Raw genomic sequence first — 24,688 nt, 5'->3', positions numbered from 1 at the left:
GTGGGGCCCCCGCCCCCGAACCCCTGACCTGAACAGGAGCGATGACATGGAGAAGTCCTGCGTCCGCCCCCTCGACCTGGACGACGCCGTCGCCCTCGTCGGCATCCTCGCCGCCCTCCAGGCCCTCCTCGACAGCGGCGGACTCCCCCCTGAGGAGGTCGAGGCCCTGCGCCACGGCCTCGAGCAGGGCGGAGCCCTCCTCCCCGGAAGTGACGAGAACGAGATTGCGACGGCTCTGGGTGGGCTGAACGCCCGCCTGCGTGGGACCATCGGGTGATCGCGCCGCGCTCGACGTTCCCGTAGCCTTCATCCGCGCTCGTGTCGACCCCGGAGACGCGCTCCCCCGCCCGCGGGTAGCGTCCGGTCCGGTCCCGCACTCCCACGGGGTCGCTGAACCCCGAGAGCCGGAGGAGATCCGATCGTGAACGGTGACCACTTCGTGCTCTCGACCGCGACGCCGTGGGACGACCGCACAGAGATCATCGGCGTGTACGTCTCCGAGGCGTGGGCCCGCGAGGCCGCGGCCGCATGGCTCGGCTCCCCGGACCGCGAGGCGTTCCCCCGGTGCGTCATCGAGGGCTGGAGCGGCGCGCACCTCCTCGGCCGCGAGGTCGTCGAGGCCCTCGGCGTCGACGACGAGGGCGGCGACGAGTCGCTGGGCGGCCCCCGCAGCCTCTGACGTGGCGGCCTAGCCGCCCCAGTGCGGCGGGCGCTCGAAATGCGACGGCAGCGTGGTCGCCGCATCCCCTCGGGCGCTGTTCACCTGCGCCTGGGTGAGGTAGACCGCCTCGGCGAGCCGCGCACCGGACACGTCCGCATCGCGAAGGTCCACCCCCAGCAGGTCGCACCGCTGCAGATCCGCACCCCGCAGATCCGCGGCGAGGAGGAGCGCGCCCCGCAGATCCGCCCCCCGCAGGTCCGCGTTCCGGAGCGATGCACCCGCCAGATCGGCACCCGGAGCGAGCCGACGGCCCCTCGACCGGCGGGCAGCCGGCGCCGCTCCTGCGCGAGCGGCCGCGCTCGCCGCGATCAGGAGCGGCCGGGACGCTCCGTACTCCGCGTCGACGTCGACCGCGACCACCTGCTCCGGCTCGCCGAGGGTGTGCGCGTGCACCGCGTCGAACCGCTCGCGCAGCTCGTCGAGGAGCGGCGCGCCGACGCCGGGCAGCGCCAGAGCGGAGTCGAGGTACCAGAGCAGCTCGTGCAGGCGGCGCATCAGCGGGAACACCGCGAACATCCGCTCGCGCACGGCCGGGTCGGACCGCCAGGAGACGCCGCCGAACGTCTGCTGCGAGACCTTCTGACCGGCGCCGAAGCAGTCGAAGACGGTGCAGCCGACGAAGCCCTGGGGCCGGAGCCGGCGGTGGATCGTGCACGCGTCCTCGCCGTCGAGGTTGACGCACGGGTCCCCGGCGCGCTTGTCGAACGGGAAGTCGGCGGAGCGGGCGAAGGCGAGGGCGACGCAGCACAGGCCGAAGCAGTTCGCGCAGTCGGCGCCGAGGTCCTCCCGGCGGCCGAGCTCGACCCTGGTGCGTGACGTCATCCGTCCGAGCCTACGCGCGGCGGCGCCTCCGGATCAGTGCGCGAGCGCGAGCACGCCGACGACCAGAACGCCGAGGCCCACGATCCCGAGCAGCGAGACGAGGCTCTCCTTCCAGGAGAGGCCCGCGCGAACGACGGCGATGAGGGCGATCCCCGCGAGCGTGGCGACGTAGACGCCCGCGCCGATCCGCAGCGCGACCGTCGCGTCGATCCAGCCCAGCGCCGCGGCACCGAGCGCGAGGACCGGCAGCGACGCCGAGGCGAGCGCCCCGCCCGCGATCCGCAGCATCGTGCCCGACTCCGCTCGCGAGGGCGTCGCCGCGTGCACGACCTGGTGCGCGATCACCTCGGCGACGAAGCCCGCGGCCGAGATCCCGATGATCGAGATCACGAGGCTCTGGAGGGCGTGGACCGCGTCGGGGTGGTCGCCGACGAGGTAGATCATCACCACGGCCAGGCCCGTGAAGGTCGCGTAGACGCGCTCCTTGAGGGCGCGGGCGATCTCGTCGAGGGGGCGGCGGGTCCGCTCCGCCCACCGGCCGGCGCGGCCCGGGCGCAGGCGCACGGGCGTCATCCGGTCGGCGGGTGCGGTGCGGCCCTCGTCGGCCGCTCCGTCAGTAGGAGGCTGAGTCGACACGTGCCGCGGAGGAGTCGCCCGAGTGCCGCGCGGCGAGGTCGCCGAGGATGGTCGCGGAGCCGCTGGTGCCGAAGCGGGTGACGCCGAGGCCGCGGTAGGCGAGGAGCGTGTCGAGGTCGCGGACGCCGCCGGACGCCTTCACCTGAACGGCCTCCGAGACGGCGCCGCGCATGAGGCGGAGGTCGTGCTCGTTCGCGCCTCCGCCCGCGAAGCCGGTGGCGGTCTTCACGAAGTCCGCGCCGGCGCGCTCGGCGGCCCGGCTGCCCTCGACGACCTGCTCGTCGTCGAGGAGGCTCGTCTCGAGGATGACCTTGACGACGTGGCCCTCGGCGGCCTCGACCACGGCGCGGACGTCGTCCTCGACGTCCTGGAGCAGGCCGCTCCGGAGGCGGCCGATGTTGACGACCATGTCGAGCTCGGACGCGCCGTCGGCGAGCGCCTGACGCGACTCCGCGACCTTCGCCGCGGTCGAGGTGGTGCCGTGGGGGAAGCCGATGACGGTGCCGACCAGGACGCCGGAGCCCTCGAGCCGAGCGACCGAGTGGGCGATGTCGGAGGGGCGGACGCAGACGCTGAACACGCCGGACGCGCGCGCCTCGTCGAGCTGGGCGTCGACCTCGGCGCGGGTGAGCTCGGGCTTCAGGATCGCGTGGTCGATGAGCGCCGCGATCTCGGCGACGGTGGGCAGGCTGGAGTCGGTCATCCGCACATTTTACGTCCGCCGGCGGGACGACGAAGGCCCGCGATCCGATGGATCACGGGCCTTCGATCGTTCACGCCGCTAGCGGCGCCGGGTCACCAGCTGGACTTGGTGATGCCGGGCAGCTCGCCGCGGTGCGCCATGTCACGGAAGCGGACACGCGAGATGCCGAACTTCGTGAGGTTGCCGCGGGGGCGGCCGTCGACGGCGTCGCGCGAGCGGACGCGGACGGGCGAGGCGTTGCGGGGGAGCTTCTGGAGGCCGACGCGGGCGGCCTCACGGGTCTCGTCGGTCCCGGCCGGGTCGACCAGGGCCTTCTTCAGCTCGAGGCGCTTGGCGGCGTAGCGGTCGACGATCACCTTGCGCTGCTCGTTGCGGGCGATCTTGCTCTTCTTGGCCATACTTAGCGCTCCTCGCGGAAGTCGACGTGCTTGCGCACTACGGGGTCGTACTTCTTGAGCACGAGACGGTCGGGGTCGTTGCGGCGGTTCTTCTTGGTCACGTAGGTGTAACCGGTGCCGGCCGTCGAACGGAGCTTGATGATCGGACGGACGTCCTGCTGCTTGGCCATTAGATCTTCACCCCGCGAGCGAGAACATCCTTGACGACGGACTCGATGCCACGGGCGTCGATGACCTTGATGCCCTTGGCCGAGAGGGTCAGGGTGACGTTACGGCGAAGCGACGGCACGTAGTACGTCTTCTTCTGCACGTTCGGGTCGAAGCGGCGCTTGGTGCGCCGGTGCGAGTGCGAGATGGCGTGCCCGAAGCCGGGGACGGCTCCGGTCACCTGGCAGACTGCTGCCATGGTTTCCTCCATGTGTGGTTACCGTGGATCACGCGCGGCACGAAGCCCCGCCCGACCCACCCAAGGTCACTTGTCGGCGCACCGCCCGCCTGTCCGGCCGGAGCCGGAGCTCCTGCCCGGTGGGCAGCACGCAAGCGCGTGCAGATGCACGCAACCTCGCTAGGCTACGCGACCCGGGCGGCGGCCGCAACAGGGTGGGGACACTCCCCCGACAGGGCGGGAACACTGCCCGGACAGGGTGGGGGCGCTCCCCCGACAGGGCGGGGACGCCGCCCCGACGCGCACGGGGACTTCCTGGGAGGTTCCGGCAGAAGTGGCCTCCCGTACCCCCCGAGCAGGGCGTTCGTGTACCTTCCGCCTTCCTCGCGGGTCGACGACCGCCCTACTCTGAGCCGACCGCGGGCGCCCGCTCCCGGCAGCAGCCGGGAGTAGCAGCACATGCGCCAGTCCTTCCTCCGTTCCCTCGTCGCCGCGGCCGTGCTCGTAGCGGGCGCAGGACTCAGCGTCGTGGCCGCGCCGACCGCGTCGGCGGCGCCGGTCTTCAGCACCGCGTGCTTCACCTCCCCGAAGGTCTCGACGGTGTCGCAGTACACCGTTCCCGCGACCGGGGTCTCGACGGTCCGCGCCGTCCTCAGCGGCCAGAACGGCGGGAAGGGTGCGAGCGGCCTCGGGACGGGCAACGCCGGCGGACGCGGCTCCAGCCTCGTCGTGGAGGTGCCCGTCACACCCGGGCAGGTGCTGGAGATCGGGCGCCTCACCGGCGCCCCGGCCGGAGCGGCAGGCGCCACGCGCTACGTGAACGGCGGCGTCTACGCGGGCGACTCCGGCGGCGCGGGTGGCGACGCCCAGTACCTCAGCACGGCCGGCTCGGACGGCTGTCAGCACGCCCTCGCCGTGGCGGCGGGCGGCGGAGGCGGCGGCGGGCGGTCCTCGGTCGGCGGCGACGCCGACGCCGGCAGCGGCGCGAGGGGCGGCGGGAACGGCGGCAGGAACAACGCGGCCGACGGCGGCGGCGGCGGCGCGGCCGGGCAGAGCTCGGGCGGCTCGCCCGGCGCCCGCGGCTACAGCACGTTCGGCGAGTGCGCCGACGGCAACAACGGCCAGTGGGGCGTGTTCCTCAACGACGGCAAGGGCGCCGACGCCGGCGCCTCCCGCGGCGGCGGCGGCAACTGCTCGTTCCCCGGCCACAGCGGCGGCGGCGGCGGGGCCGGCTGGTGGTACGGCGGCGGCGGCGGATCGCCCTACGTGTTCGGCAGCATGAACGACACCCTCGGCGTCATGAACAACCCCGGCGCCGGCGGCGGCGGCTCGAGCTACGTGCACCCGAGCGTGACGAGGATCTCGCAGACGGCCGGCCCGACGGCGGCCGACCCCGTGGTCGCTCCGGTGTACGACACCGCCGTGACCGTGACGCGGACCCCCGACTTCTCGATGCTCGGGCAGGAGGTCACCGTCACCGCGAGGGTGACCATCCCGAGCCTGGGCCGGCCGGTGGCCGCCGGCGGCACCGTCGAGATCCTCACCGGCGCGGGCACCAGCAGGGTGACCCTCGACGCGGACGGCGTCGGCGTTCTGACCACGAGGGACATCCCGCAGGGCTGGAACGAGATCCGCGCGCACTACCCCGACACCATCACCCCCGCCGAGGCGGGACGAGGGAGCTGGTCGGCGCTCCCCGCTCTGCGCCACGAGGTGCGCGCGTGCGCCGCGGCACCCGTCATCACCCGGCAGCCCTCGGACATCGCGGGCGTCACCAACCAGATCTACACGCTGACGATGGGCGTGAGCGTCTCGGCCGTCTACGGCGGCATCCCCGCCGTGTCGTGGGAGAGGTCCACCGACGGCGGCGCCACGTGGAAGCCCGCCCTCGGCCGGGCGGGCGCCCGGGAGGACGGGACCGCGTTCCTCGAGGCCGGCCCCGATCCCACCGGCTCCTACCGCTACCGGGCGACCCTGACCACCTGCGGGGGCAGCGTCCGCAGCGAGCCGGCCACCGTGGCGGTGGGCGGCGTGCGCTTCGACCTGTCGACGCTCCCGCAGAAGGCGTACGGCGACTCCTTCGACGCGAGCCCCTACGCGCAGGCCGTCGATGTGCCCGGCCGCTCGATCGTCCTGAGCAGCAGGACCGCCGAGACCTGCTCCGTCAGCGGCATGAGGGTGACCGTGCTCCACGCCGGCGTCTGCACGCTCGCGGCGAGGCTCGACGCGCTCGCTCCTCTGGGCTGGGCGGGCGAGCCCCTGCAGAGCTTCACGGCGAAGCCGAAGGCGCTCACGGTGACCGCTCCGACGGTCGACTACCCGCGAGGCGCGCCGTCCCCCGACCTGCGCTGCACGGCCGCCTTCGTCGGCACCGACACCTTCGGCGCCCCGCTCACGGCCGGCGTCTACCGGCCGATCGTCACGGCGGACGACGTCATCTACCGCTTGATCCCGAACTGGCCCACCTCCACCTTCACCACCTTCACCACGCGGTGCAGCGGCGCGAAGGTCAGCAGCGACTACACGATCGCGGGGTACAAGGACGGCGCGCTGCGCATCGTCGCGGCCGTCCCGATGGTGACCGCCTCCTCGCCCTCGTCGACCTACGGATCCACTCCCCCCGCGATCACCGCCTCCGTGACCGGCTCCCCCTCGGGGACGGTCTCCTGCGGCGCCTTCGCGGCGTCCGACACCGGATTCACGACGCCGCTGGCGCTCTCCGCGACGACCCCCGTCGGCCGCTACCCCACGCGCTGCTCCGGCCTGACGAACCCCTCGGGACAGCTGATCACCATCGACGGCGCGCTCACGATCTCGCCGGCGCCCCTCTCGGTGACCGCGTCGAGCCCCGGGACGCAGGCGCACGGCACCGCGACCGCCCCGACGGTCACCTGCACGGCCGACGGCTTCGCAGGAACCGACCGGTTCGTCACCGAGCCGACCGGCGCCTACTACACGGCGGACGGCACCGGGAAGGTGACGATCGGAGCGCGCACGCCCGTCGGCGACTACGTCACGCGGTGCGACGGAGGCGACGCCGGGCCGAACTACACCCTCCGGTCGATCCCCGGCACCTTCGCGCTGGCCGACCGCTCGGCCCCCGTCGTGACCGTGCCCGCCGCCGTCACGGCCGAGCCGGCCGACGTCTCCGGCGCCGTCGTCACCTTCGCGTCCTCCGCGCAGGACGCGGTCGACGGAGCCGTGGGCTCGACCTGCACGCCCGCCTCGGGAAGCGTCTTCCCGATCGGGGACACGACGGTCGACTGCACCGCGGACGACGAGGCCGGCAACACCGGCACGTCGTCGTTCCGGATCACGGTCCGGAAGTTCTCGCAGACGGTCGCCTTCACCTCCTCGCGGCCGACCGCGCCGACGGCGCTGGGCACCTTCACTCCGACGGCCACCGGCGGCGGCTCCGGGAGCCCCGTCTCGATCGGAGCGACCGGATCCTGCGCGATCGCCGACGGCGTCGTGACCTTCACCCGGAGCGGCACCTGCACCGTGACCGCCGACCAGGCCGGCGACGACCACTACACCGCGGGGCGCGCCTCCTTCGATCTCGAGGTCGCGAAGGCGTCGCAGACGCTGACGGTCGCGGTGCCGAAGACCGGCGTCCTGGAGTCGACCGGCGTCGCCACGGCGACCTCGAGCTCGGGACTGCCGGTGCTCGTCAGGACCTTCTTCGGCTGCACCGTCGCCCCCGACGCGACGGGTGCGCAGATCCTGACCTACACCGAGCCCTCGACCTGCGGCGTGCAGTTCGACCAGCCGGGCGACGACGTGTACGCGGCCGCCGACGGCCTGGTGCGCTTCGTCCCGATCTCGCGGATCCCCCAGACCGTCGTCGTCACCTCGACTCCGCCCGACCGGGTGTTCACCGACGACCGGTACACGGTCGAGGCGACCGGCGGCGGCTCGGGCAACCCGCTCGTGATCGCGGTGATCGAGAACGGCAACTGCACCATCGCGGACGACGTGGTGACGTTCTTCGGCGACGGCACCTGCACGGTGACGATCGACCAGGCCGCGGACGATCGGCACGACGCCGCTCCGCAGGTCCGGCAGGTCATCACGGTCGGGACTCCCGAGGGGAACCTCTCCTTCGGGAGCACCGCGCCCCCGCACGCGATGTCGCTCGAGACGTACCGGCCGACGATCGTGCCCGGCCCGTCGAAGGGCGTGCCCGTGCTCTCCGCGAGCCGAGACTGCTCGATCCTCCCGGACGGCGTGACCGTGCGGAACGACGGGGCCGGGCTCTGCGTGCTGTCCCTCGACCAGCCCGGAGACGGCTACTGGCCCGCGCGGCACGCCGAGCAGGAGTACTCGATCTACTTCCTCCCGCAGACGGTCCGGATCACGAGCGCGCCTCCGGTCGGCGCCGTCCTCGGGGACACGTACCGCCCCGTGATCGAGGGCGGCGCCTCGGGCATCGCTCCGTTCCTCCTCACCACCGCGTCGTGCTCGGCGAAGGACGGCGTGGTCACCTTCACCACGAAGGGCGTCTGCGGCGTCTTCGCCTACCAGAACGGCAACCGGCAGTACGACAGCGCCCGGCCCGCCGTGCAGGAGGTGGAGGTCGGCTACGCGCCCGGCTCCGTGGCGTTCACGACCGCCGTCCCGACCGACGCGGAGGTCGGCGGATCCTTCACTCCCGCCTTCACGCGAGGCCCGTCCTCCGGCCCCTCGGTGCTCAGCGTCTCGGGCGCCTGCTCCGACGGCGAGAACGGCGCCGTCCGGTTCGACTCCGCGGGCACCTGCACGCTGACGGCGATCCACTACCGCGACGCCGCCTACGGCACCGCGCGGGCGGTCCAGACCTTCGAGATCACCGCGATCGCGCAGACCGTCGCCTTCACCTCGACCGCGCCGTCGACGGCCACGTCCGGCGACAGGCTCACTCCGACCGCGACGGGCGGCGCCTCCGGGCTCCCCGTGACGATCGGAGCGACCGGCGCCTGCACGCTCGCCGACGGCGTCGTCACCTTCGCCGGCAGCGGCACCTGCACCGTCACGGCGGACCAGGCGGGCGACGGGCGCTACGCGGCGGCGGCGCAGGCCTCGCAGACCGTCGCGGTCTCGCAGCTCGCGGGCACCGTCGCGTTCGGCGGCGATGCTCCGGCCGCGGCCCGGGTCGGGGGCTCCTCGACGGCCGCGGTCGTCGCCGGCCCCTCCAGCGCTCCCCCGGTGCTGACGGCCTCCGGCGCCTGCTCCGTCGGGCCCTTCCGACTGGTCTCCTACGACTCCGCCGGCACCTGCACGCTGACGCTGGACCAGGCGGGCGACACCCGCCACAGCGCAGCGCCGACGGCCGTGCGCAGCTTCGAGATCACCCGGACCTCGCAGACCGTGGCCTTCACCTCGCAGGCGCCGGACTCGGCGCTCGCCGGCGGCACCTACCGTCCGACAGCGACCGGCGGAGCCTCGGGGCGGCCCGTGGTGCTCGGCGCCTCCGGGTCCTGCACGCTCACGCACGGGGTCGTCGCCTTCACCGGATCGGGCACCTGCACGGTGACCGCCGACCAGACGGGCGACGCCCGGTACGACGCGGCGGAGCGGGCCTCGCAGGTGATCGCGGTCGGACTGCTCGCGGGCACCGTCTCCTTCGGCGGCACCGCGCCGACCGGCGCGACGGTCGGCGGGACGACCACCCCGCGGATCATCGCCGGGCCCTCCACGGCGCGTCCGGTGCTGACCGCCTCCGGAGCATGCTCGGCGGCCGCGGGAGTCGTGTCCTACGACTCCGTCGGCACCTGCACGCTGACGCTCGACCAGGCGGGCGACTCGCGGTACGGCGCCGCTCCGCAGGCCGTCCGCACCTTCGCGATCGGCGCCCTCGGCCAGACGCTGGCGTTCGCCTCGCCGGTCCCCGACGCGGCGGTCGCGGGGGGCTCCTACACGCCCGTCGTGACGGCCGGCGCGTCGAGCGCCCCCGTGGTGCTCGGAGCGGCCGGGTCCTGCACGATCGCGGGCGGGGTCGTGTCCTTCACCCGCTCCGGCACCTGCACGGTGACCGCGGACCAGGCCGGGGACGAGCGCCACTCGGCGGCTCCGCGGATCTCGCAGTCGGTGGAGGTCGGCACGGCGGCGGGAGCGGTGTCGTTCCGCGACGCCGCTCCGACGGACGCCCGGATCGGCGGCTCCTGGACCCCGTCGATCGTCCGCGGCCCGTCGAGCGCCGACCCGGTGCTGGACGCCTCCGACTCCTGCTCGCTGGGAGAGGACGGCACGGTGTCCTACGACTCCGTCGGCACCTGCACGCTGACGCTGGATCAGGCCGGCGACGACGCTCACGCGCCCGCGGAGCAGGTCGTCCGGACGTTCCCGATCGGCAAGGCGCTGCAGACGGTCGCCTTCACCTCCGCGGCTCCGAGCACGGCGACCGAGGGCGGCCGCTACACGCCGACCGCGGCGGGCGGCTCCTCCGGCCTGCCGGTCACGATCGGCGCCACGGGCGCGTGCTCGCTCGCGAGCGGCGTCGTGACCTTCAGCGGATCCGGCACCTGCACAGTCACCGCGGATCAGGCCGGCGACGCCTCGCACGACGCGGCTCCCCGGGCGACCCAGTCGATCGCGGTCACCGCGGTCGTCCCGCAGAAGAAGAAGGCGCAGAAGGTCGCCTTCTCGACCGCGATGCCGTCCTCGCCCGAGAAGGGGATCGCCTACCCGGTCGCGGTCACCGCCTCCTCCGGTCTGCCCGTGAAGCTGTACGCGAGCGGCAGCTGCACGCTGACCGCCACCGGCGCGGGCACGGCGACGGTGCGGCTGACGGGCGCGGCGAGCTGCACCGTCCGGGCCACGCAGGCGGGCGACTCCGCGTGGCTCGCCGCGACCTCGGTGACGCAGTCGCTGCAGGTGAAGTCCTCCACCCGCGCCGACCTGACGCTGACGCTGGCGCCGGCGCCGGGACTGGCGGCGACGGCCCCGCTCTCGGGCACGATCACCGTCCGGAACACCGGCACCCGGGACGCGGCGACGACGACCACCCGGGTCGTCGTCAGCGGAACAGTGGCGAGTGCGCCCGGCGCCGTGCAGACGAAGGGCTCGGCCGCGGGCACGACGGTCCTCACCTGGACCGCGCCGAGCGTCTCGGCCGGGCGGAGCACCACCTACTCGGTGACACTCGTCGACCGGCCGGCCGCCACGACGATCGACGCCAGGGTGTCGACCGCCGCCGCCGATCCCACGCCGGCGAACAACGCGGTCAGGCGCACCTTCCGGTAGAGGCTGCGGGGAGGGAGGGGTGTCGCGCCGCGTTGCCCGTTCCCTCCCCGACCGCTACGGTCGCGGGGACGCTCCGGGGGACGGGGCTCGCGAGGGGGGCCCGTGGACCGGTTGAGGCGACGCGCGCTGCTGCTGGGGATCGCCTCCTCGGCGGTCGCGCTGACGGGGTGCACGCCCGCCCGGCCCGCTCCCGCGGCGCTCCCGCCGAGCACGGCGCCGGCGGCGGTGCTGCCGTCCGCCGCTCCGACCGCCGTCCCGACCCCTCCCCGCCCCGTGCCGACCACCACCGCCGCGGCGGCTCCGTTGCGGCGGAAGGCGCCGCTGCCCTCCGGCACGATCTCGGAGCTGCCCGGCGAGGGGAGCACGCTCGCCTGGACCGTCGACGACGGCGCGGACTCCGACGTGGTCGCCGCCTACGCGCAGTTCGCCCGCGACACCGGCACCCGGCTGACCTTCTTCCTCAACGGGAAGCACGACTCGTGGACCGTGAACGCGCCGCTGCTGGCTCCGCTCGTCGCCTCGGGGCAGGTGCAGCTCGCGAACCACACCTGGTCGCACGCCGACCTGACGAGCCTCTCGAGCGACGGCGTGCAGGAGGAGCTGGGCCGCAACGGCGACTTCATCCGCTCGACCTACGGGGTGGAGGCGGCGCCCTTCTACCGGCCGCCGTTCGGCTACACGGACGAGCGGAGCCGGGCCGCCGCGGCGGCGATCGGCTACACGGCGACGGTGCTCTGGTACGGCTCGCTCTCGGACTCGGGGCGGATCACGCCGGAGCAGGTGGTCGGCTTCGCGGACCAGTGGTTCCTGCCGCAGCACATCGTGATCGGGCACGCCAACTTCGATCCGGTGACGCAGGTCTACGCGCGGCTCGTCGACATCCTCCGCGAGCGCTCGCTCGCGACGGTGACCCTCCGCGACGTGTTCGCGGTCTGAGCGCCTCCCCGGCGGCGCAGGTCAGCGCGCGGGTCGGCGCAGCGCGGCGCGCGCGGCGGCGGAGACGGCCGCGGCGACCGCGTCGAGGGCGGGCGTGTGCAGGGCCCACTGCTGCCAGTAGAGGGGGACGTCGACGGGGTCGCCGCCCAGCTCGACGAGGCCCTCGCCGCCGACCGGGGCCCGCAGCTCGGGCAGCATCCCCCACCCCATGCCCAGGCGCACGGCCCGCTCGAAGTCGGTCGATCCGGGGACGCGGTGCTGCGGCGGGCGGCCCTCGACGCCGGCGGCTCGGAGGAAGTCGTCCTGCAGGCGGTCCTTCTCGTCGAAGACGACCAGCGGAGCGCTCGCGAGACCGGCCGTGCCGCCGTCCGGGAACCAGCGCTCGGCGAACGCGGGCGCGGCCATGGCGCGGTACCGCATCACTCCGAGCGGTGCGACGGTGCAGCCGAGCACCGCTTCCGACTCTCCGGTGACGGCCGCCAGCACGGTGCCGTCGCGGAGGAACGCGGTGGTGTGCGCCTGGTCCTCGCGGTGCAGCTCCACCACGACGTCGGGGACGGAGGCGAGCGCGGGCAGCACCCAGGTCGCCAGGGAGTCGGCGTTGACGGCGAGCGGGAGGACGACGGGGCCCGCCTCCTCCGCGTCCTCGCCGCCGAGCGAGCGGACGGCGTCGTCGGCGAGGAGCTCGATCTGGCGGGCGAGGCGGAGGAGCCCCGCACCGGCCTCGGTCGCGACGACCGGGCGCGAGCGCACCAGCAGGACGCGGCCTGCGGCGGTCTCGAGCGCCTTGATCCGCTGGCTGAGGGCGGAGGGGGTGATGTGCAGGGCCCGGGCGGCGGCGTCGAAGGAGCCGTACCGGACGGAGGCGGCGAGCGCGCGCAGGCGGGAGAGGTCGAGGTCGTCTGTCAGCATCAGTGCTGCTTACGGTACTGAAGGAGCATGAGCTGGTCTACAGAACTGCCCCGCCCTAGCGTCGGAGCGTGCCCCCCCTCCTCGCCGCCCTCTCCGGCCTCGGCTTCGGCCTCTCGATCATCATCGCGATCGGCGCGCAGAACGCCTTCGTGCTCCGCCAGGGCCTCCGCCGCGAGCACGTGCCCGCCGTCGTCGCGATCTGCGCGCTCTGCGACGCCGCGCTGATCGTGCTCGGGATCGCGGGGATCGGAGCGGTCCTGGAGTCGGCGCCGTGGCTGCTGGTGGTGATCCGCTGGGGCGGCATCGTCTTCCTCCTCGCCTACGCGGTGATGGCGGCGAGGCGCGCACTGCGGCCGGGGACCCTCGACGGCGATCCGGCCGGCGCCTCGACGTCGCTCCGCACGGCGATCGGCACGTGCCTGGCACTCACGCTGCTGAACCCGCACGTCTACCTCGACACGGTCGTGCTGCTCGGGTCGGTGGCGAACACGCACGGCGACGAGCGCTGGTGGTTCGGGGCGGGGGCGGCGGCCGGGAGCGTGCTGTGGTTCACCGCTCTCGGCTTCGGGGCACGCGCGCTGCGGCCGCTGTTCCGGAGCCGCGGGGCCTGGCGGATCCTCGACGCGGCCGTGGCGGTCGTGATGGTGGTGCTGGCGGTGTCGCTCGCGCTGCACTGAGGGCCTGGTGGTGCACTGCTTGTTCTACTAACATTGTGAACATGTTGTTCCGGGTCGACCACTCCGCGGCGGGCTCGCTCGCCGACCAGCTGGAGTCGCAGGTGCGCTCGGCCGTCGCCCGGGGCGAGCTCTCGGCGGGCGACCGCCTGCCGCCCGCCCGCGAGCTCGCCGACTCGCTCGGCATCAACATGCACACCGTGCTGCGCGCGTACGCCGCCCTGCGCGACGACGGGATCCTCCAGATGCGCCGGGGCCGCGGCGCGTGGATCACGGAATCGGCCGGGCCCGGGCTCGTGCGCGTCACCGCCCTGGTCGACGAGCTGCTCACGGAGGCCCGCCGCAGCGGCATCACCCCGGCGGAGCTCGTCCGCCTGATCGAGAGGACCGGATCATGACCGCCACCGCCGACCGCCGCCGCGAGCTCCTCGCCGCCGCGTCCCTCCTGCTCCCCGCCGCCGGAGTGCTCGTCTCGCGCCTCGTCCTGGACGACGCTCTGCCCGCGGAGCTCGCCTCGCACTGGTCGGGGACCGGGGCGGCCGATGCGACCGCGGCGACGGGCGCCCTGCTCGCGATCGCCCTCGTGCTCTCCGGGCTCCCGGCCGTCGCGGGCGTCGTGGCGGCGGCCGTCGGGCGCGCCCCGCGGCTCCTGCTGGCGACCCTCGGCCTCGTGGCCGGGCTGGGCGCCTCCGCCTGGGCGACCTCGGTCGGCACGACGCTCGCGGCCGGGCGCGCCGAGGGGGCGGAGCTCGGCGGGTGGCTGCTCGCGCTGCTCGGAGGGATGCTCTTCGCCGTCGTGCCCGCGCTGATCGCTCCGGGCACCCGGCGCGCCTCCCGCCTGGCCGCCGGCCGCCTGCCGCTCGCGGCGGAGGAGACCGGCGCCTGGTCGCAGACTCTGACGGGCCCGGTGTTCGCCGTCGCCGCGGTCGCCACGGCGGCGGGCGCGGCCCTCTCCCTCGCGACGCTCGCCGCGGCGGGCGCCACCGGTCCGGCGATCGCGACGGCCGTCGTCCTCGGCGTCGTCGCGCTGGTGCTCCTCTCCTTCTCCCGCCTGAGGGTGACCGCCGACCGCCGCGGCCTCCGCGTCGTCACGACCGCCCTCGGCATCCCGCTGCGCCGCATCCCGCTCGACACCATCGCCTCGGCCGGCACGGCCCAGCTGCGGCCGTCGGAGTGGGGCGGCTGGGGGTACCGGGTGATGCCGGGCCGCTCGGCGGTCATCCTGCACGCCGGGCCGGGGCTGGTGGTGACGACGGACCGCTCGCGCGAGTTCGCGATCAGCCTCGACGACCCCGAGACCCCCGCGGCGCTGCTCGAGACCCTGCGCTCGCGGGCCTGAGGCGCCGACCCGTCAGTCGACCACGATCCGGACGAGCGTCGTGACGGCATCCACCGCGTTCACGTAGGAGTAGTGCCGCGAGGTCGGGAAGGCGAGGTGCCGTCCGGGCTCCAGCCGCACGGGTTCCTCGCCCTCCCGCTCCAGGAGGAGCGCGCCGGCGGTGACGAGCAGGATCTCGTGCCACCCCTCGGGGTCGGGCTGCGCGTCGTAGCGGTCCCCGGGGCCGAGCGTCCAGGTCCAGAGCTGGGCCTCCCGGCGCGCGGGGACGGAGGAGAGCAGGACGGCGACGCTCGCCTCGCCCGCTCCCCGCCAGGCGACCTGGTCGATCGCCGCGGGCGCGGATCCCGGGGCCGAGACGAGTGCCGTGAACGTGGTGCCGAGGGCGGTCGCGAGGCGGTCGACTCCGGTCAGCGAGATGTTGGCCTCGCCGGCCTCGGCCGCGACGATCGTCCGCCGGCTGATGCCCGAGCGCGCCGCCAGCGCGGTCTGGCTCAGTCCGGCTCCGCGCCGCGCGAGACGGAGGTTGCCGCCCAGGTGGGCGAGGACGGGAGCCGACATGCGCACTATTCTGCACCGACAGGCCCCTGATGCTCCTAGGATGTGCAGAATGATGCACATCTCGCCTCTCCGGGGCCTCCGCTTCACGCGTCCGGAGTGGGCGCTCATCGGCATCACCGCGATCTGGGGCGGGACCTTCCTCGCCGTTCACATCGCGATGGAGCACAGTGGGCCGCTGTTCTTCGTCGGGATGCGGTTCGCGATCGCGGGGCTGATCAGCGCGGTCGTGTTCCACCGGTCGCTCCGGGGGATGCGGCGGATCGACCTCGCGGCCGGCGTCGCGATCGGGGTGATGATCTTCGCGGGCTACGGCCTGCAGAGCTACGGGCTGCAGACGATCACGAGCAGCACCTCCGCGTTCCTCACCGCGCTGTACGTGCCGCTGGTGCCGCTGCTCCAGTGGGTCGTGTTCCGTCGCCGTCCGGGCGTGCTGACGCTGGTGGGCGTCGCGCTGGCGTTCGTCGGACTGCTCCTGATCGCGGGCCCGCAGCCGGGCGTCGCGCTCGGAGCGGGCGAGGTGGCGACGATCGTGAGCACGCTGCCGATCGCGGCGGAGATCATCCTGATCGGCCTCGTCGCCGGACGGGTGGACCTCGGCCGGGTGACCGTGGTGCAGCTGCTGGTCGCCGGCGCGCTCGGGTTCGCCTCGATGCCCCTCGCGGGCGAGGCGGTCCCGGCGTTCTCGGGGGCCTGGCTGATCCCCGCGCTCGCGCTCGGGGCGAGCAGCTGCCTGATCCAGCTGACGATGAACTGGGCTCAGCGCTCGGTCTCGCCGTCGCGCGCCACGATCATCTACTCCGCCGAGCCCGTCTGGGCCGGCCTGATCGGCCGCCTCGCCGGCGACAGGCTCCCCGCGCTCGCCCTGCTCGGGGCGGGGTTCATCGTCGCGGGCACGCTCGTCAGCGAGCTGAAACCGCGCCGCGAGCCTGCGCCGGCGACTCTCAGGTGACGGCGGGGAGGGCGGCGGAGGCGACGAGCGCGCCGCCGGCGTCGGTGATCTCGACGGCGGCGACGGACTCGCGCAGGACGGCCGCGTTCATCTCGCAGTCGAGCTCCGCGGAGCTGCCGAGGAAGGACCCGGACGGGAGCCGCTCGCCGGAGCCGGTGACCAGCACGAGGTCGTAGCTCTCGCCGAGGGCGAAGCCGGTCCCGCGGAGGATCGTCTCGGTGCCCCAGGTGTGCGCCACGAGCGAGCCGTCGAGCGTCACGCCCTCCGTCCGCTCGTCGAAGGCGATCGCCTCGACGGCGCCGAGCGTCCCGGGCGGTCCCGCGACGGGGCGCTCCTCAGCGGACCGCAGGGCCGCTCCGGCGACGCCGCCCACGACGAGGAGCGCGGCCGCCGCGGCGACGGCCAGGACGGCACGGAGACGCGAGGCACGGCGGCGCGGGGCCCGGCGGCGCGGGGCACGCAGACTCTCCCCGCGCTCGGGCCGCTCCCCGGCGAGCGCCGCGATGCGCGACCGCAGCTCCGGCGACGGCTCCGCCTCCTCCCAGCGGCCCAGCGCGCCGACCCGGTCGACCACCGCACCGAACGACGCGAGCTCGGGGTCGATCGAGGGGTCGGCGGCGCGCAGGCTCTCGAACTCCCGCGTCTCCTCGGCGGAGAGGTCGCCGGCGAGGGCCGCGGCGAGGAGCTCCTCGCGGCGGCCGCCGGGCTGGTCTCCGTCGGGCTGGTCTCGGTCGATCACGATCTCTCCTCGTCCGTGGGTCCGGCGCCCGCGAGGTGACCGCGGAGCGCTCGGAGAGCGTAGAAGGCGCGGCTGCGCAGGGTGGCGACCGGCACGCTCGTGGCCGCCGACAGCTCGGCGTAGGTCTCGCCGTGCAGGTGGACGGCGACGACGACCTGCCGGTGCTCGGCGGAGAGCCGCGCGAGCGCCTCGGCGATCGCGAGCGGCTCGAGGGGGTCGCGGTCCTCCGCGGGCACCTCCTCCAGAATCTCGGCCTCGATCAGGCGAGGCAGGCGCTGACGCGAGCGGTGCACGTCGATCACGACGTTGCGGGCGATGGCGAAGAGCCAGGTGCGGGTGCTGGCACGCTCGGCGGAGTAGCTCGCCCGCGAGCGCCAGGCGCGCAGGAACGTCTCCTGCACGCAGTCCTCGGCGAGGCCGCGGTCACGCAGGGCGTTGAGCGCGAAGCCGAGCAGGGCGGACCCGTGCTCGTCGAAGGCGGCGGCCGGGTCGAACCCCGCCGTCCGGGGCTCGAGGCGCACCACCGGAGCCGGGACCTCCGAGTGCTCGCGCGGCATCGCGGGCCCTTCGTCTCGTCGTGCCGTCGCCGTGCGCGCCACACCGCCTCCTCGTCGGGACCGGTGGTCCGTCGGAAGGGGGTACGGCCGCGGCGGCGGCGGCGTTCATCGGAGGCGAGGACCGTCTCCGTGAAGATCCTCTCAGATGGAGTGAACGCAGCGCCGCTTCCGGCCGTACTCCCTGCATCGGGCCCGCCCAGCGCTCGCGATCGAAAGGCTCCACCATGACGAAGACGTCCCCCGCGCGGAACCGCGCCGGCCGCCGCCTGCTCTCCCTCGGCGGCATCACCGCCGTCGCCGCCGCCTCCTTCTTCGCCGCCGCGCCGGCCCAGGCCGAGACCGAGGTCGCCGAGCCGTCCTCGTTCACCAGCGCCTTCACGGTGATGGCGACGCCCGACCAGGTCGTGAACGCCGATTCCGCCGCGACCCCCGGCCAGCCCGGCGCCACGGGCGAGATGACCTTCCGGGTCAACAGCGACCTCGACATCATCTGCTACGACATCACCCTCACCGGCGTGACCGGCGACTACCAGAGCCCCGCGAAGACCGCGACGCACATCCACCAGGCGGCCCTGGGCAAGGCGGGCCCTCCGCGCATCGCGTTCCCGAACCCCGCGCCGGTCGGAGACGGCCCCCGCACCAGCAGCGGCTGCCTGCAGGGCCCCTTCACCACTGGCATCCAGGCGAACGGGGCCGACACCGGCGCCGGATTCACGCTGAAGGCCCTCGAGGCCGATCCCGCCGCCTTCGCGGGCGACTCCCACACGGCCTCGTATGCGGCTGGCGTCGTCCGCGGCCAGCTCTCGCAGGTGCCGGTCGGCGGCCTCCAGACCGGTGGCGGCGCGACCGCCGCCGGGAGCGACGCCACGGGCCCGTCCGGTCTCGCCGCGATGGCCGGCCTCGGAGCCGTCGCCGCCCTCGGCGCGGCCGGAGTGGTCGTCGCCCGCCGGCGCACCGCCTCCTGATCGTGGGCACCCGGTCGAGGAGCGGCGCGGCGGCACTGTGCGCCGTGCTGCTCCTCGCGGGGTGCGCCGCCGCGGACGGGAGCGGAGGAGCGGAGACGCCGGCGAGCGCGCCCGCGCCTCCGGCCCTCGCTACTGCACCCCCGGTCACTCCTCCCCCGGTCCCCGCGCCCGACCCCGCCGCTGCGGCGCCCGCGCGCACCGTCGGCGTCGAGCCCGCCCGGCTGATCGTGCCCGCGATGGGCCTGGACGAGCCGCTGATCGCCCTGGGCATCCAGTCGGATGGGGCGATGGAGGTGCCGGTGGACTACGACGACGTCGGCTGGTTCTCGGGAGGCGGGCGCCCGGGCGGCAGCGGCCGCACCGTGATCGCGGCGCACGTCGATTCGCGGTCCGGTCCCGCGGTCTTCTTCCGCCTCGGCGAGCTCGCCCCGGGCGATGAGATCGCGGTGAGCGGAGTGGACGGCTCCGACCACCGCTACCGGGTGACGGCGGTCGAGTCCCACGCGAAGGCCGCGTTCCCCACCGCCCGCGTCTTCGGCGCGACGCTCGAGGAGGAGCTGATCCTCGTGACCTGCGGAGGCGAGTACGACGCGGCGATCGGCCGCTACCGGGACAACCTGGTGGTGTTCGCCTCTCCGCTCTGAGGCCCGCCACGGAGGCGCGGCACAGAGGGGCGGCACAGAGGGGCGGCACGACCGCCCGGCATCGTGGCGCGGAACGGTGGCGCAGAGCACAGCACGAGTGCCCCGCCGGCGCAAGGGTCCGGGCGCGCGCACGCCGTGTGGTCGGATGGGGAGGGTCGGCCCCCCGCCGCCGCTCCCCTCCCGCTCCCCACCGCCGTGGCGCGGCCGATCCGACAGGACGCCCGTGTCCACCAGCCCCCGCCCCACCCTCTTCGCCCTGCCCGGACTAGGGCTCGACGGCCGCGCCTTCGACGCGCTCGGCCGCGAGCTCGCCGACGTCGCGGACCTCGTCGCGCTCGACCCGCCCGGTGGATCCGGGACCTCGCTCGAGGAGATGACCGCTGCCACGATCCGCCGGATCCGCGAGCACGGCTCCTCCCGCTGGCTGCTCCTCGGGCACAGCATGGGCGGGAAGATCGCCTCGCTCGTGGCCTCCCGCACGGTCACCGGCCGCTCGGGCCTGTTCGGGCTCGCGGGCGTCGTGCTCCTCGCCGGGTCGCCGCTCTCGCCCGAGCCGATGGAGGAGGAGCGCCGCTCGACCATGCTCGGCTGGGTCGACGACGGGCACCTCGACGAGGCACAAGCGCGCGAGTTCGTCGACCAGAACGTCGGCTCGCCGCTGCCCGCCGACGCCGACGCGGAGGTGCTGGCCGAGCTGCGCCGCTACTCCCCCGAGGGCTGGCGCGACTGGCTCGAGCACGGCAGCCGCGAGGACCGCACCGGAGAGGCCGCCCTCGGGGCCGTGCCCGCGCTCCTGATCGCGGGCGGTGAGGACGGCGACCTCGGCGCCGACGCGCAGCGCCGCCTCAACGGCTCCCTCTACTCCCGTGCCCGGCTGCTCACGCTCGCCGGGGCGGGCCACCTGCTGCCGTTCGAGCGCCCGGTCGAGGTGGCGGCGGCGATCCGCCGGTTCTGGGAGGAGGAGGCCGGCACGGCGCCGTCGGTCCCGGCCGACGTCGGCGCGGCCATCGCCTCCGCCCGGACCTCCACGCGGGTGCGCGGGCTGCTGGCCGTGCGCGCGCTCGCCGACGACCCGGAGTACGCGCCGCGCGCCCTGACCGTCGCCCAGCTCGCGGAGCTGCGCGCGATCGCCGACCGGGTCGTCCCGCAGGAGGGCGGCCGGATCGACCTGGCCGCACGGGTGGACACGCAGCTCGCGAACGGCGAGGGCGACGGCTGGCGCAACGCCGACCTGCCGGCCGACCCGATCGCCTACGGTCTGGCGCTCGACGCCCTCCGGGGCTTCGCCGGCCTCGGCCCCGCCGAGCAGGACGCGCGCCTCACCGCGATCGCCGACGGCTCCGCGGAGCCCGGCGACGGCTCGGCCGGCGGGCTCGGTGCCGAGCAGCTGACCGCCTGGTTCGAGGACTGCCGCGTCGACCTCGTGAAGCAGTGGCTGGCCCACCCCGCGTCGATGGCGCGGATCGGCTACGACGGCTACGCCAGCGGCGGCGACACGCTGCCGCTCGTGACGGGCTTCCGCCTGCTCGGCGCCGACGACCGCGAGACCTGGGAACCGACGACGAGGAGTCACCGATGAACACGACCGGCATGCGCCGCTTCCCGCTCGACGAGACGGTCGACGCCGTCGTGATCGGCACCGGGGCAGGCGGAGCGCCCCTGCTCTCGGTGCTCGCCGCTCGAGGGCTGCGGGTCGTCGCCCTCGAGGCCGGGCCGCACTTAGATCCGCTCGGCCACACCGCCGACGAGACGGCGGCCGTCGAGATCAACTGGATGGAGGAGCGCCTCAGCGGAGGCGAGACCCCCACCGCCTTCGGGCAGAACAACAGCGGCCGCGGGGTCGGCGGCTCGACGCTGCACTGGGGAGCGTTCACGCCCCGCCCCGACCCGCGCGACCTGCGGCTCCGGAGCGACTCCGGCGTCGGCCGCGACTGGCCGATCGAGCACGCCGAGCTCACCGCGTACATCGAGAAGGTGGAGGCGACGATCGGAGTGGCGGGCCCGGCCGAGTACCCGTGGGACCCGTCGCGCCGCTACCTGCAGGGCCCGCTCGCGCGGAACGCCTCGGCCGACATGATGCTGCGCGGCTGCGCGGCGATCGGGATGCGCGCGACCGACGCGCCCGCCGCCGTGCTCAGCGGCCCGCGGGACGACGGCCGGCCCTCCTGCGTCAACTGCGGCCAGTGCCATCAGGGCTGCCGGACCGGCGCGAAGACGAGCATGGATGTGACCTACCTGCCGGAGGCGGTTCGGGCCGGCGCCGAGATCCGGGCCGACTCGTTCGTGCACGGGATCGAGCTGGACGCCGCGGGACGCGTGTGCGCCGTGGTCTACACGAGCGGCGGAGTGGAGCACCGGCAGCGCTGCTCCGCCCTGTTCCTCTGCGCGGGCGGCGTCGAGACGCCCCGGCTCCTCCTGCACACCGGCATCGCGAACAGCAGCGGCCAGGTGGGCCGCAACTTCCTGGCGCACGGGGCGACCCAGGTCTGGGGCACCTTCGAGAACGAGATGCGCGGCTACCGCGGCTACCCCTCCTCGGTGATCACCGAGGACACCGTCCGCCCGGCCGACGCGGACTTCGCGGGCGGCTACCTGATCCAGAGCCTCGGAGTGATGCCGCTGACCTACGCGACGACGCTCGCCCGCGGCGCGGGACTCTGGGGCCGCGATCTGATGGACGCGCTCGACGGATACCGCTTCGCGGCGGGCGTCGGGATCAACGCGGAGTGCCTGCCCGCCGACGGCAACCGGCTGGAGCTGACCGACGAGCTGGACGAGCACGGGGTGCCGAAGGCGCGCATCACGTTCTCGGCGGGCGCCAACGAGGAGGCGATCGACCGGCACGCGATCCGGACGATGACCGCGATCGTGGAGGCGGCCGGCGCGACGAGCACGCGGGTGATGGCGCGCACGGCGCACACGCTCGGCACCGTGCGGATGGGCACCGACGCCGGTGACGCCGTGATCGATGCGGACGGCCGCAGCTTCGACGTGCCGAACCTCTGGGTGTGCGACAACTCGGTGTTCCCGAGCGCGCTGATCGCGAACCCGGCGCTCGCGACGATGGCGCTCTCGCTGCGGACGGCGGACCGCTTCCTGGCGGCGTAGCGTCGCGGCGGCGGGGCGGCTGCGGGGCGGGACGACGGGCGAGGTGCTCCTCCGCGTCGCCGACTGACCGCGCGGGCGTGCCCGGACTGCGCGCCCGGACTGCGCACCCCGCCGGAGCAGCCGCGGGGCGGTGCGGGGCGACAGCGCAGTCAGTCCCGATTCGCGCTGCCCGAACGGCGGGCCGACGCGACGGCGTGTGACGGCGGTACGGCGCGCGCTGAGCCGCCGAGGTGCTGGATCGTGGTGCCGAACGGCGGCAGGGCGCAAGGCGGCGGCACGGCCCTGGTGTCGGCACGGCGTCAGGCGACGGTGCGGCCCCGGTGACGGTCCGCGCCTCAGCGGCAGTGGTGCGGCGGTGGTGCGACGGTGCGGCCGCGTGAACCCGAGCGAAGGCGCAGATCCGAGCGTCAGCGGCGCGGCGGTAGGTCGCTGAGCACTCGCCTCCGAGCGACAGCACGGCCCGATCACCAGTGCGAACCCGCGCAATGCGCCGAACCCGCCCGACGGCCGATTCCCTCAGGGGTGCACGGCAGCATGGCAGAACGCAGAACGCAGAACGTCAGCACGTCAGCACGTCAGCACGTCAGCACGTCAGCACGTCAGCACGTCAGCACGTCAGCACGTCAGCACGTCAGCACGTCAGCGTGTCAGCACGGCAGCGTGTCAGAACGGCGGCGGCCGGTCCTCGAACCTCGGGGTCGCGGGTGGGCCTGAACGGAGCCGTGCCTCGAGGCCCGGCGGGCGCGTGGTGATGCGGCGGCCGGTGGGGGTGGTCCAGTCGGCGGTGCCGTCGGGGTGGAGGACGTAGGTCCAGCGGTCGCCGTGCCGCACGTGGTGGTGGGCGACGCAGAGGCTGGCGAGGTTGCCGGGGTCGGTGCCGCCGCCGTTGCGCCACTCGACGACGTGGTCGGCCTCGGAGCCCGCGGCGGAGCGGGTGCAGCCGGGGAAGCGGCAGGTCACGTCGCGGAGCTGGAGGAGGAGCCGCAGCTCGCGGTGCGGCAGTCGGCGTGTGCGCCCGACCGAGAGGACGGCGCCCGTCCGGGGCTCGGTCAGCACGCGGGTGACGGTCGCGGGGACGAGGCTCCGGGCGACGTCTGCCGGGATCAGGCCGTAGCCGTCGAGCTCGGCGGAGGCGTCGTCGGCGCCGGACGCGGTGCTCGCCGACAGGGTGACCCGCACCTCGGCGCGCACGCCGGTGACGAGGGTCGGAACGGGCCGATCGGCGCCGACCGGGTCGGGCGCCGTGCCGATGACGTCCGCCTCGCAGAGGAGGTCGGCCAGAGCGTCGGCTCGCAGCTGGGCGAGGGTCCGCTCGTCGCCCGCTCCGGAGATCGCGTCGACGTCGCACGCCCCGGTCGTCCCGCTCGCCTCCGCCCTGCATGAGCCCGCATCCGTGGCGGCAGGCGGCTCCGCCCCCGCCGGCCCCTCGGCGCCGTCGCGGAGGATCCGGGCGATCCGGTCGAGGCGGCTGTACGCCCCCACGGCGACCGGGGCGGGGAGGAGGGCGCAGAGCGTCGCCATGCCGTCGACCTCGGGGGTCAGCCAGACCGCGCGGTCCTCGCGGGCACGTCGGTGGCGCTCGGCGAGGGGCTGCTCGTGGAGCTCCTCCCGCAGTCGGGCCAGAGCGCGCCGCAGCTGGGTCGGCGTGGTGCGGGCCGCGAGCTCGGCCGCCCGCGTATCGAACGCGGCGCGGGAGCCTGGGGGCAGGGTGGCCGCGACGGCGCAGACGACCTGGCCCGCCTCCCACCGCAGGCGCGCCCCGGCGAGGGCGGCGCGGGTGGCCGGCAGGTCTTCGACGAGGAGGCGCGCGTGGTCGAGCTCGCGGGAGGCGACCCGTTCGGAGACTCCGAGGGCGACGGCGAACTCCGCGCGGATCGACCGCTCGGCGAGGTCGCTCGACGCGTGGGGCGCCGAACCGCGGGCGAACGACTCCGGATGCTCGAGCGCAGCCCGGTGCCCGGCGTGCAGCTCCTCGGCCGCGGCCAGGAGCAGCGGGGACGCCGAGCGGGCCAGCGCCGCGGCTCGGTCGCCGCGAGCACGCACCTCGCTGAGCACCGCCTCCACTGCTGTCGACCCGCTGATCATCGTCATACGTGTATTCAATCAGCGACCACCGACACGGAAGCGACGGATCGTCACATCCGTGGAGAACCGGCGTGAGGCCCTCCTGTGGAGGGAGGGATCACCGCCGCCGACGCCGCACATCCCAGCCGTCCTCGGGGCGGCGCGCGCAGGACACCGGCGCAACACCCCGCCACACGCACCGCCACACGCCCCCCGCTCACCCGAACCGCACCGCCACACACGCCCCCGCTCACCCGATCCGCACCGCCACACACGCCCCCGCTCACCCGAACCGCACCGCCACACGCCCCCCGCTCACCCGAACCGCACCGCCACACGCCCCCCTCACGCCAACCG

Annotated in this window: 23 protein-coding genes; 12 read left to right on the top strand and 11 right to left on the bottom strand. The window is 74.9% G+C overall.

The features are described 5' to 3' along the window. The first annotated feature begins 46 nt into the window (after nt 1-46). Complete coding sequence (locus C5B93_RS16175; RefSeq protein WP_104225103.1) at nt 47-277, top strand: hypothetical protein; 231 nt, start codon at nt 47-49, stop codon at nt 275-277. A 144-nt stretch (nt 278-421) separates the two neighbouring features. Then, entirely contained in the window at nt 422-679 is a 258-nt protein-coding gene (locus tag C5B93_RS16170; RefSeq protein WP_104267983.1) for a hypothetical protein, read from the top strand. 9 nt (nt 680-688) lie between these two features. Here C5B93_RS16170 and C5B93_RS16165 read toward each other — a convergent pair whose 3' ends face one another. From C5B93_RS16165 to rpmB, 6 genes are all read right to left on the bottom strand, one after another. Continuing rightward, nucleotides 689-1,543 carry a pentapeptide repeat-containing protein gene (locus C5B93_RS16165; RefSeq protein ID WP_104292942.1) on the bottom strand — a complete coding sequence of 285 codons (855 nt, stop codon included), beginning with the start codon at nt 1,541-1,543 and terminating at the stop codon, nt 689-691. Between the two features lie 33 nt (nt 1,544-1,576). After that, on the bottom strand, nt 1,577-2,179 hold the full coding sequence (locus C5B93_RS16160) for a hypothetical protein (protein WP_146078532.1): 603 nt from the start codon (nt 2,177-2,179) through the stop codon (nt 1,577-1,579). After that, nucleotides 2,157-2,882, bottom strand: a complete 726-nt coding sequence (gene deoC / locus C5B93_RS16155; RefSeq protein WP_181027245.1) for a deoxyribose-phosphate aldolase — start codon at nt 2,880-2,882, stop codon at nt 2,157-2,159. The genes C5B93_RS16160 and deoC overlap by 23 nt, the downstream gene beginning before the upstream one ends. A gap of 92 nt (nt 2,883-2,974) precedes the next feature. Beyond that, entirely contained in the window at nt 2,975-3,280 is a 306-nt protein-coding gene (rpsN, locus tag C5B93_RS16150) for a 30S ribosomal protein S14 (protein WP_104225107.1), read from the bottom strand. A 2-nt stretch (nt 3,281-3,282) separates the two neighbouring features. Then, nucleotides 3,283-3,450, bottom strand: a complete 168-nt coding sequence (gene rpmG / locus C5B93_RS16145; protein WP_027692168.1) for a 50S ribosomal protein L33 — start codon at nt 3,448-3,450, stop codon at nt 3,283-3,285. After that, nucleotides 3,450-3,686, bottom strand: a complete 237-nt coding sequence (gene rpmB, locus C5B93_RS16140) for a 50S ribosomal protein L28 (RefSeq protein ID WP_056038148.1) — start codon at nt 3,684-3,686, stop codon at nt 3,450-3,452. The genes rpmG and rpmB overlap by 1 nt, the downstream gene beginning before the upstream one ends. A gap of 438 nt (nt 3,687-4,124) precedes the next feature. Between rpmB and C5B93_RS16135 the strand changes: the two genes are divergently transcribed. Together C5B93_RS16135 and C5B93_RS16130 are read left to right on the top strand one after the other, a co-directional pair. Further along, nucleotides 4,125-10,886 (top strand): HYR domain-containing protein, encoded by a 6,762-nt coding sequence (locus C5B93_RS16135; RefSeq protein WP_146078531.1) that lies wholly within the window; start codon nt 4,125-4,127, stop codon nt 10,884-10,886. Between the two features lie 102 nt (nt 10,887-10,988). Further along, the gene (locus C5B93_RS16130; protein WP_219814058.1) at nt 10,989-11,822 is read left to right on the top strand and encodes a polysaccharide deacetylase family protein; all 834 of its coding nucleotides are present in this window, start codon (nt 10,989-10,991) and stop codon (nt 11,820-11,822) included. 21 nt (nt 11,823-11,843) lie between these two features. Here C5B93_RS16130 and C5B93_RS16125 read toward each other — a convergent pair whose 3' ends face one another. Further along, a complete protein-coding gene (locus tag C5B93_RS16125; RefSeq protein WP_104292939.1) occupies nt 11,844-12,734 on the bottom strand; it encodes an ArgP/LysG family DNA-binding transcriptional regulator in 891 nt (296 codons plus the stop codon). Nucleotides 12,735-12,802: 68 nt separating this feature from the next. On the opposite strand from C5B93_RS16125, the gene C5B93_RS16120 reads away from it, so the two are divergent. The 3 genes from C5B93_RS16120 to C5B93_RS16110 are packed head-to-tail and all read left to right on the top strand — an operon-like array spanning nt 12,803 to nt 14,747. After that, entirely contained in the window at nt 12,803-13,411 is a 609-nt protein-coding gene (locus C5B93_RS16120; RefSeq protein ID WP_104292938.1) for a LysE/ArgO family amino acid transporter, read from the top strand. Between the two features lie 41 nt (nt 13,412-13,452). Further along, nucleotides 13,453-13,806 carry a GntR family transcriptional regulator gene (locus C5B93_RS16115; protein ID WP_104261359.1) on the top strand — a complete coding sequence of 118 codons (354 nt, stop codon included), beginning with the start codon at nt 13,453-13,455 and terminating at the stop codon, nt 13,804-13,806. Beyond that, nucleotides 13,803-14,747 (top strand): hypothetical protein, encoded by a 945-nt coding sequence (locus C5B93_RS16110; RefSeq protein WP_104292937.1) that lies wholly within the window; start codon nt 13,803-13,805, stop codon nt 14,745-14,747. Before C5B93_RS16115 ends, C5B93_RS16110 begins: the two co-directional genes overlap by 4 nt. A gap of 12 nt (nt 14,748-14,759) precedes the next feature. On the opposite strand, the gene C5B93_RS16105 is transcribed toward C5B93_RS16110, so the two are convergent. Next, a complete protein-coding gene (locus C5B93_RS16105; protein WP_104292936.1) occupies nt 14,760-15,305 on the bottom strand; it encodes a helix-turn-helix domain-containing protein in 546 nt (181 codons plus the stop codon). A gap of 49 nt (nt 15,306-15,354) precedes the next feature. Here C5B93_RS16105 and C5B93_RS16100 point away from each other — a divergent pair, with 49 nt between their 5' ends. Further along, on the top strand, nt 15,355-16,254 hold the full coding sequence (locus C5B93_RS16100) for a DMT family transporter (RefSeq protein ID WP_258068255.1): 900 nt from the start codon (nt 15,355-15,357) through the stop codon (nt 16,252-16,254). Here the strand turns inward: C5B93_RS16100 and C5B93_RS16095 are convergent. Together C5B93_RS16095 and C5B93_RS16090 are read right to left on the bottom strand one after the other, a co-directional pair. Beyond that, nucleotides 16,247-16,993, bottom strand: a complete 747-nt coding sequence (locus C5B93_RS16095; RefSeq protein WP_104292935.1) for a hypothetical protein — start codon at nt 16,991-16,993, stop codon at nt 16,247-16,249. The genes C5B93_RS16100 and C5B93_RS16095 overlap by 8 nt on opposite strands. After that, complete coding sequence (locus tag C5B93_RS16090; RefSeq protein ID WP_104292934.1) at nt 16,990-17,550, bottom strand: sigma-70 family RNA polymerase sigma factor; 561 nt, start codon at nt 17,548-17,550, stop codon at nt 16,990-16,992. Before C5B93_RS16090 ends, C5B93_RS16095 begins: the two co-directional genes overlap by 4 nt. A 224-nt stretch (nt 17,551-17,774) precedes the next feature. Between C5B93_RS16090 and C5B93_RS16085 the strand changes: the two genes are divergently transcribed. The 4 genes from C5B93_RS16085 (at nt 17,775) to C5B93_RS16070 (ending at nt 22,267) form a co-directional block, all read left to right on the top strand. Next, nucleotides 17,775-18,515 (top strand): CHRD domain-containing protein, encoded by a 741-nt coding sequence (locus tag C5B93_RS16085; RefSeq protein ID WP_104292933.1) that lies wholly within the window; start codon nt 17,775-17,777, stop codon nt 18,513-18,515. A gap of 2 nt (nt 18,516-18,517) precedes the next feature. Continuing rightward, on the top strand, nt 18,518-19,159 hold the full coding sequence (locus C5B93_RS17760) for a class F sortase (protein ID WP_181068421.1): 642 nt from the start codon (nt 18,518-18,520) through the stop codon (nt 19,157-19,159). Between the two features lie 223 nt (nt 19,160-19,382). Beyond that, nucleotides 19,383-20,738 carry an alpha/beta hydrolase gene (locus C5B93_RS16075; RefSeq protein ID WP_104292932.1) on the top strand — a complete coding sequence of 452 codons (1,356 nt, stop codon included), beginning with the start codon at nt 19,383-19,385 and terminating at the stop codon, nt 20,736-20,738. After that, nucleotides 20,735-22,267 carry a GMC family oxidoreductase gene (locus tag C5B93_RS16070; RefSeq protein ID WP_104292931.1) on the top strand — a complete coding sequence of 511 codons (1,533 nt, stop codon included), beginning with the start codon at nt 20,735-20,737 and terminating at the stop codon, nt 22,265-22,267. Before C5B93_RS16075 ends, C5B93_RS16070 begins: the two co-directional genes overlap by 4 nt. A gap of 663 nt (nt 22,268-22,930) precedes the next feature. Here the strand turns inward: C5B93_RS16070 and C5B93_RS16060 are convergent. Then, nucleotides 22,931-24,358: an HNH endonuclease signature motif containing protein gene (locus C5B93_RS16060; RefSeq protein WP_104292929.1), complete on the bottom strand. Its 1,428-nt coding sequence runs from the start codon at nt 24,356-24,358 to the stop codon at nt 22,931-22,933. Nucleotides 24,359-24,688 lie beyond the last annotated feature (330 nt).

This window comes from Rathayibacter sp. AY1A2, from assembly GCF_002930935.1.
Taxonomy (GTDB): Bacteria; Actinomycetota; Actinomycetes; order Actinomycetales; family Microbacteriaceae; genus Rathayibacter.
Note: the sequence above shows the minus strand (reverse complement) of the source record. Positions and strands in the feature narration are given on the sequence as shown.

Bases quoted from the DNA above. Each gene is read 5' to 3' on its own strand.
- C5B93_RS16175 (WP_104225103.1), top strand. From the start codon at position 47: ATGGAGAAGTCCTGCGTCCGCCCCCTCGACCTGGACGACGCCGTCGCC.
- C5B93_RS16165 (WP_104292942.1), bottom strand. From the start codon at position 1,543: ATGACGTCACGCACCAGGGTCGAGCTCGGCCGCCGGGAGGACCTCGGC.
- deoC (WP_181027245.1), bottom strand. From the start codon at position 2,882: ATGACCGACTCCAGCCTGCCCACCGTCGCCGAGATCGCGGCGCTCATC.
- rpsN (WP_104225107.1), bottom strand. From the start codon at position 3,280: ATGGCCAAGAAGAGCAAGATCGCCCGCAACGAGCAGCGCAAGGTGATC.
- rpmG (WP_027692168.1), bottom strand. From the start codon at position 3,450: ATGGCCAAGCAGCAGGACGTCCGTCCGATCATCAAGCTCCGTTCGACG.
- rpmB (WP_056038148.1), bottom strand. From the start codon at position 3,686: ATGGCAGCAGTCTGCCAGGTGACCGGAGCCGTCCCCGGCTTCGGGCAC.
- C5B93_RS16135 (WP_146078531.1), top strand. From the start codon at position 4,125: ATGCGCCAGTCCTTCCTCCGTTCCCTCGTCGCCGCGGCCGTGCTCGTA.
- C5B93_RS16125 (WP_104292939.1), bottom strand. From the start codon at position 12,734: ATGCTGACAGACGACCTCGACCTCTCCCGCCTGCGCGCGCTCGCCGCC.
- C5B93_RS16115 (WP_104261359.1), top strand. From the start codon at position 13,453: ATGTTGTTCCGGGTCGACCACTCCGCGGCGGGCTCGCTCGCCGACCAG.
- C5B93_RS16110 (WP_104292937.1), top strand. From the start codon at position 13,803: ATGACCGCCACCGCCGACCGCCGCCGCGAGCTCCTCGCCGCCGCGTCC.
- C5B93_RS16105 (WP_104292936.1), bottom strand. From the start codon at position 15,305: ATGTCGGCTCCCGTCCTCGCCCACCTGGGCGGCAACCTCCGTCTCGCG.
- C5B93_RS16100 (WP_258068255.1), top strand. From the start codon at position 15,355: ATGATGCACATCTCGCCTCTCCGGGGCCTCCGCTTCACGCGTCCGGAG.
- C5B93_RS16090 (WP_104292934.1), bottom strand. From the start codon at position 17,550: ATGCCGCGCGAGCACTCGGAGGTCCCGGCTCCGGTGGTGCGCCTCGAG.
- C5B93_RS16085 (WP_104292933.1), top strand. From the start codon at position 17,775: ATGACGAAGACGTCCCCCGCGCGGAACCGCGCCGGCCGCCGCCTGCTC.
- C5B93_RS16070 (WP_104292931.1), top strand. From the start codon at position 20,735: ATGAACACGACCGGCATGCGCCGCTTCCCGCTCGACGAGACGGTCGAC.
- C5B93_RS16060 (WP_104292929.1), bottom strand. From the start codon at position 24,358: ATGACGATGATCAGCGGGTCGACAGCAGTGGAGGCGGTGCTCAGCGAG.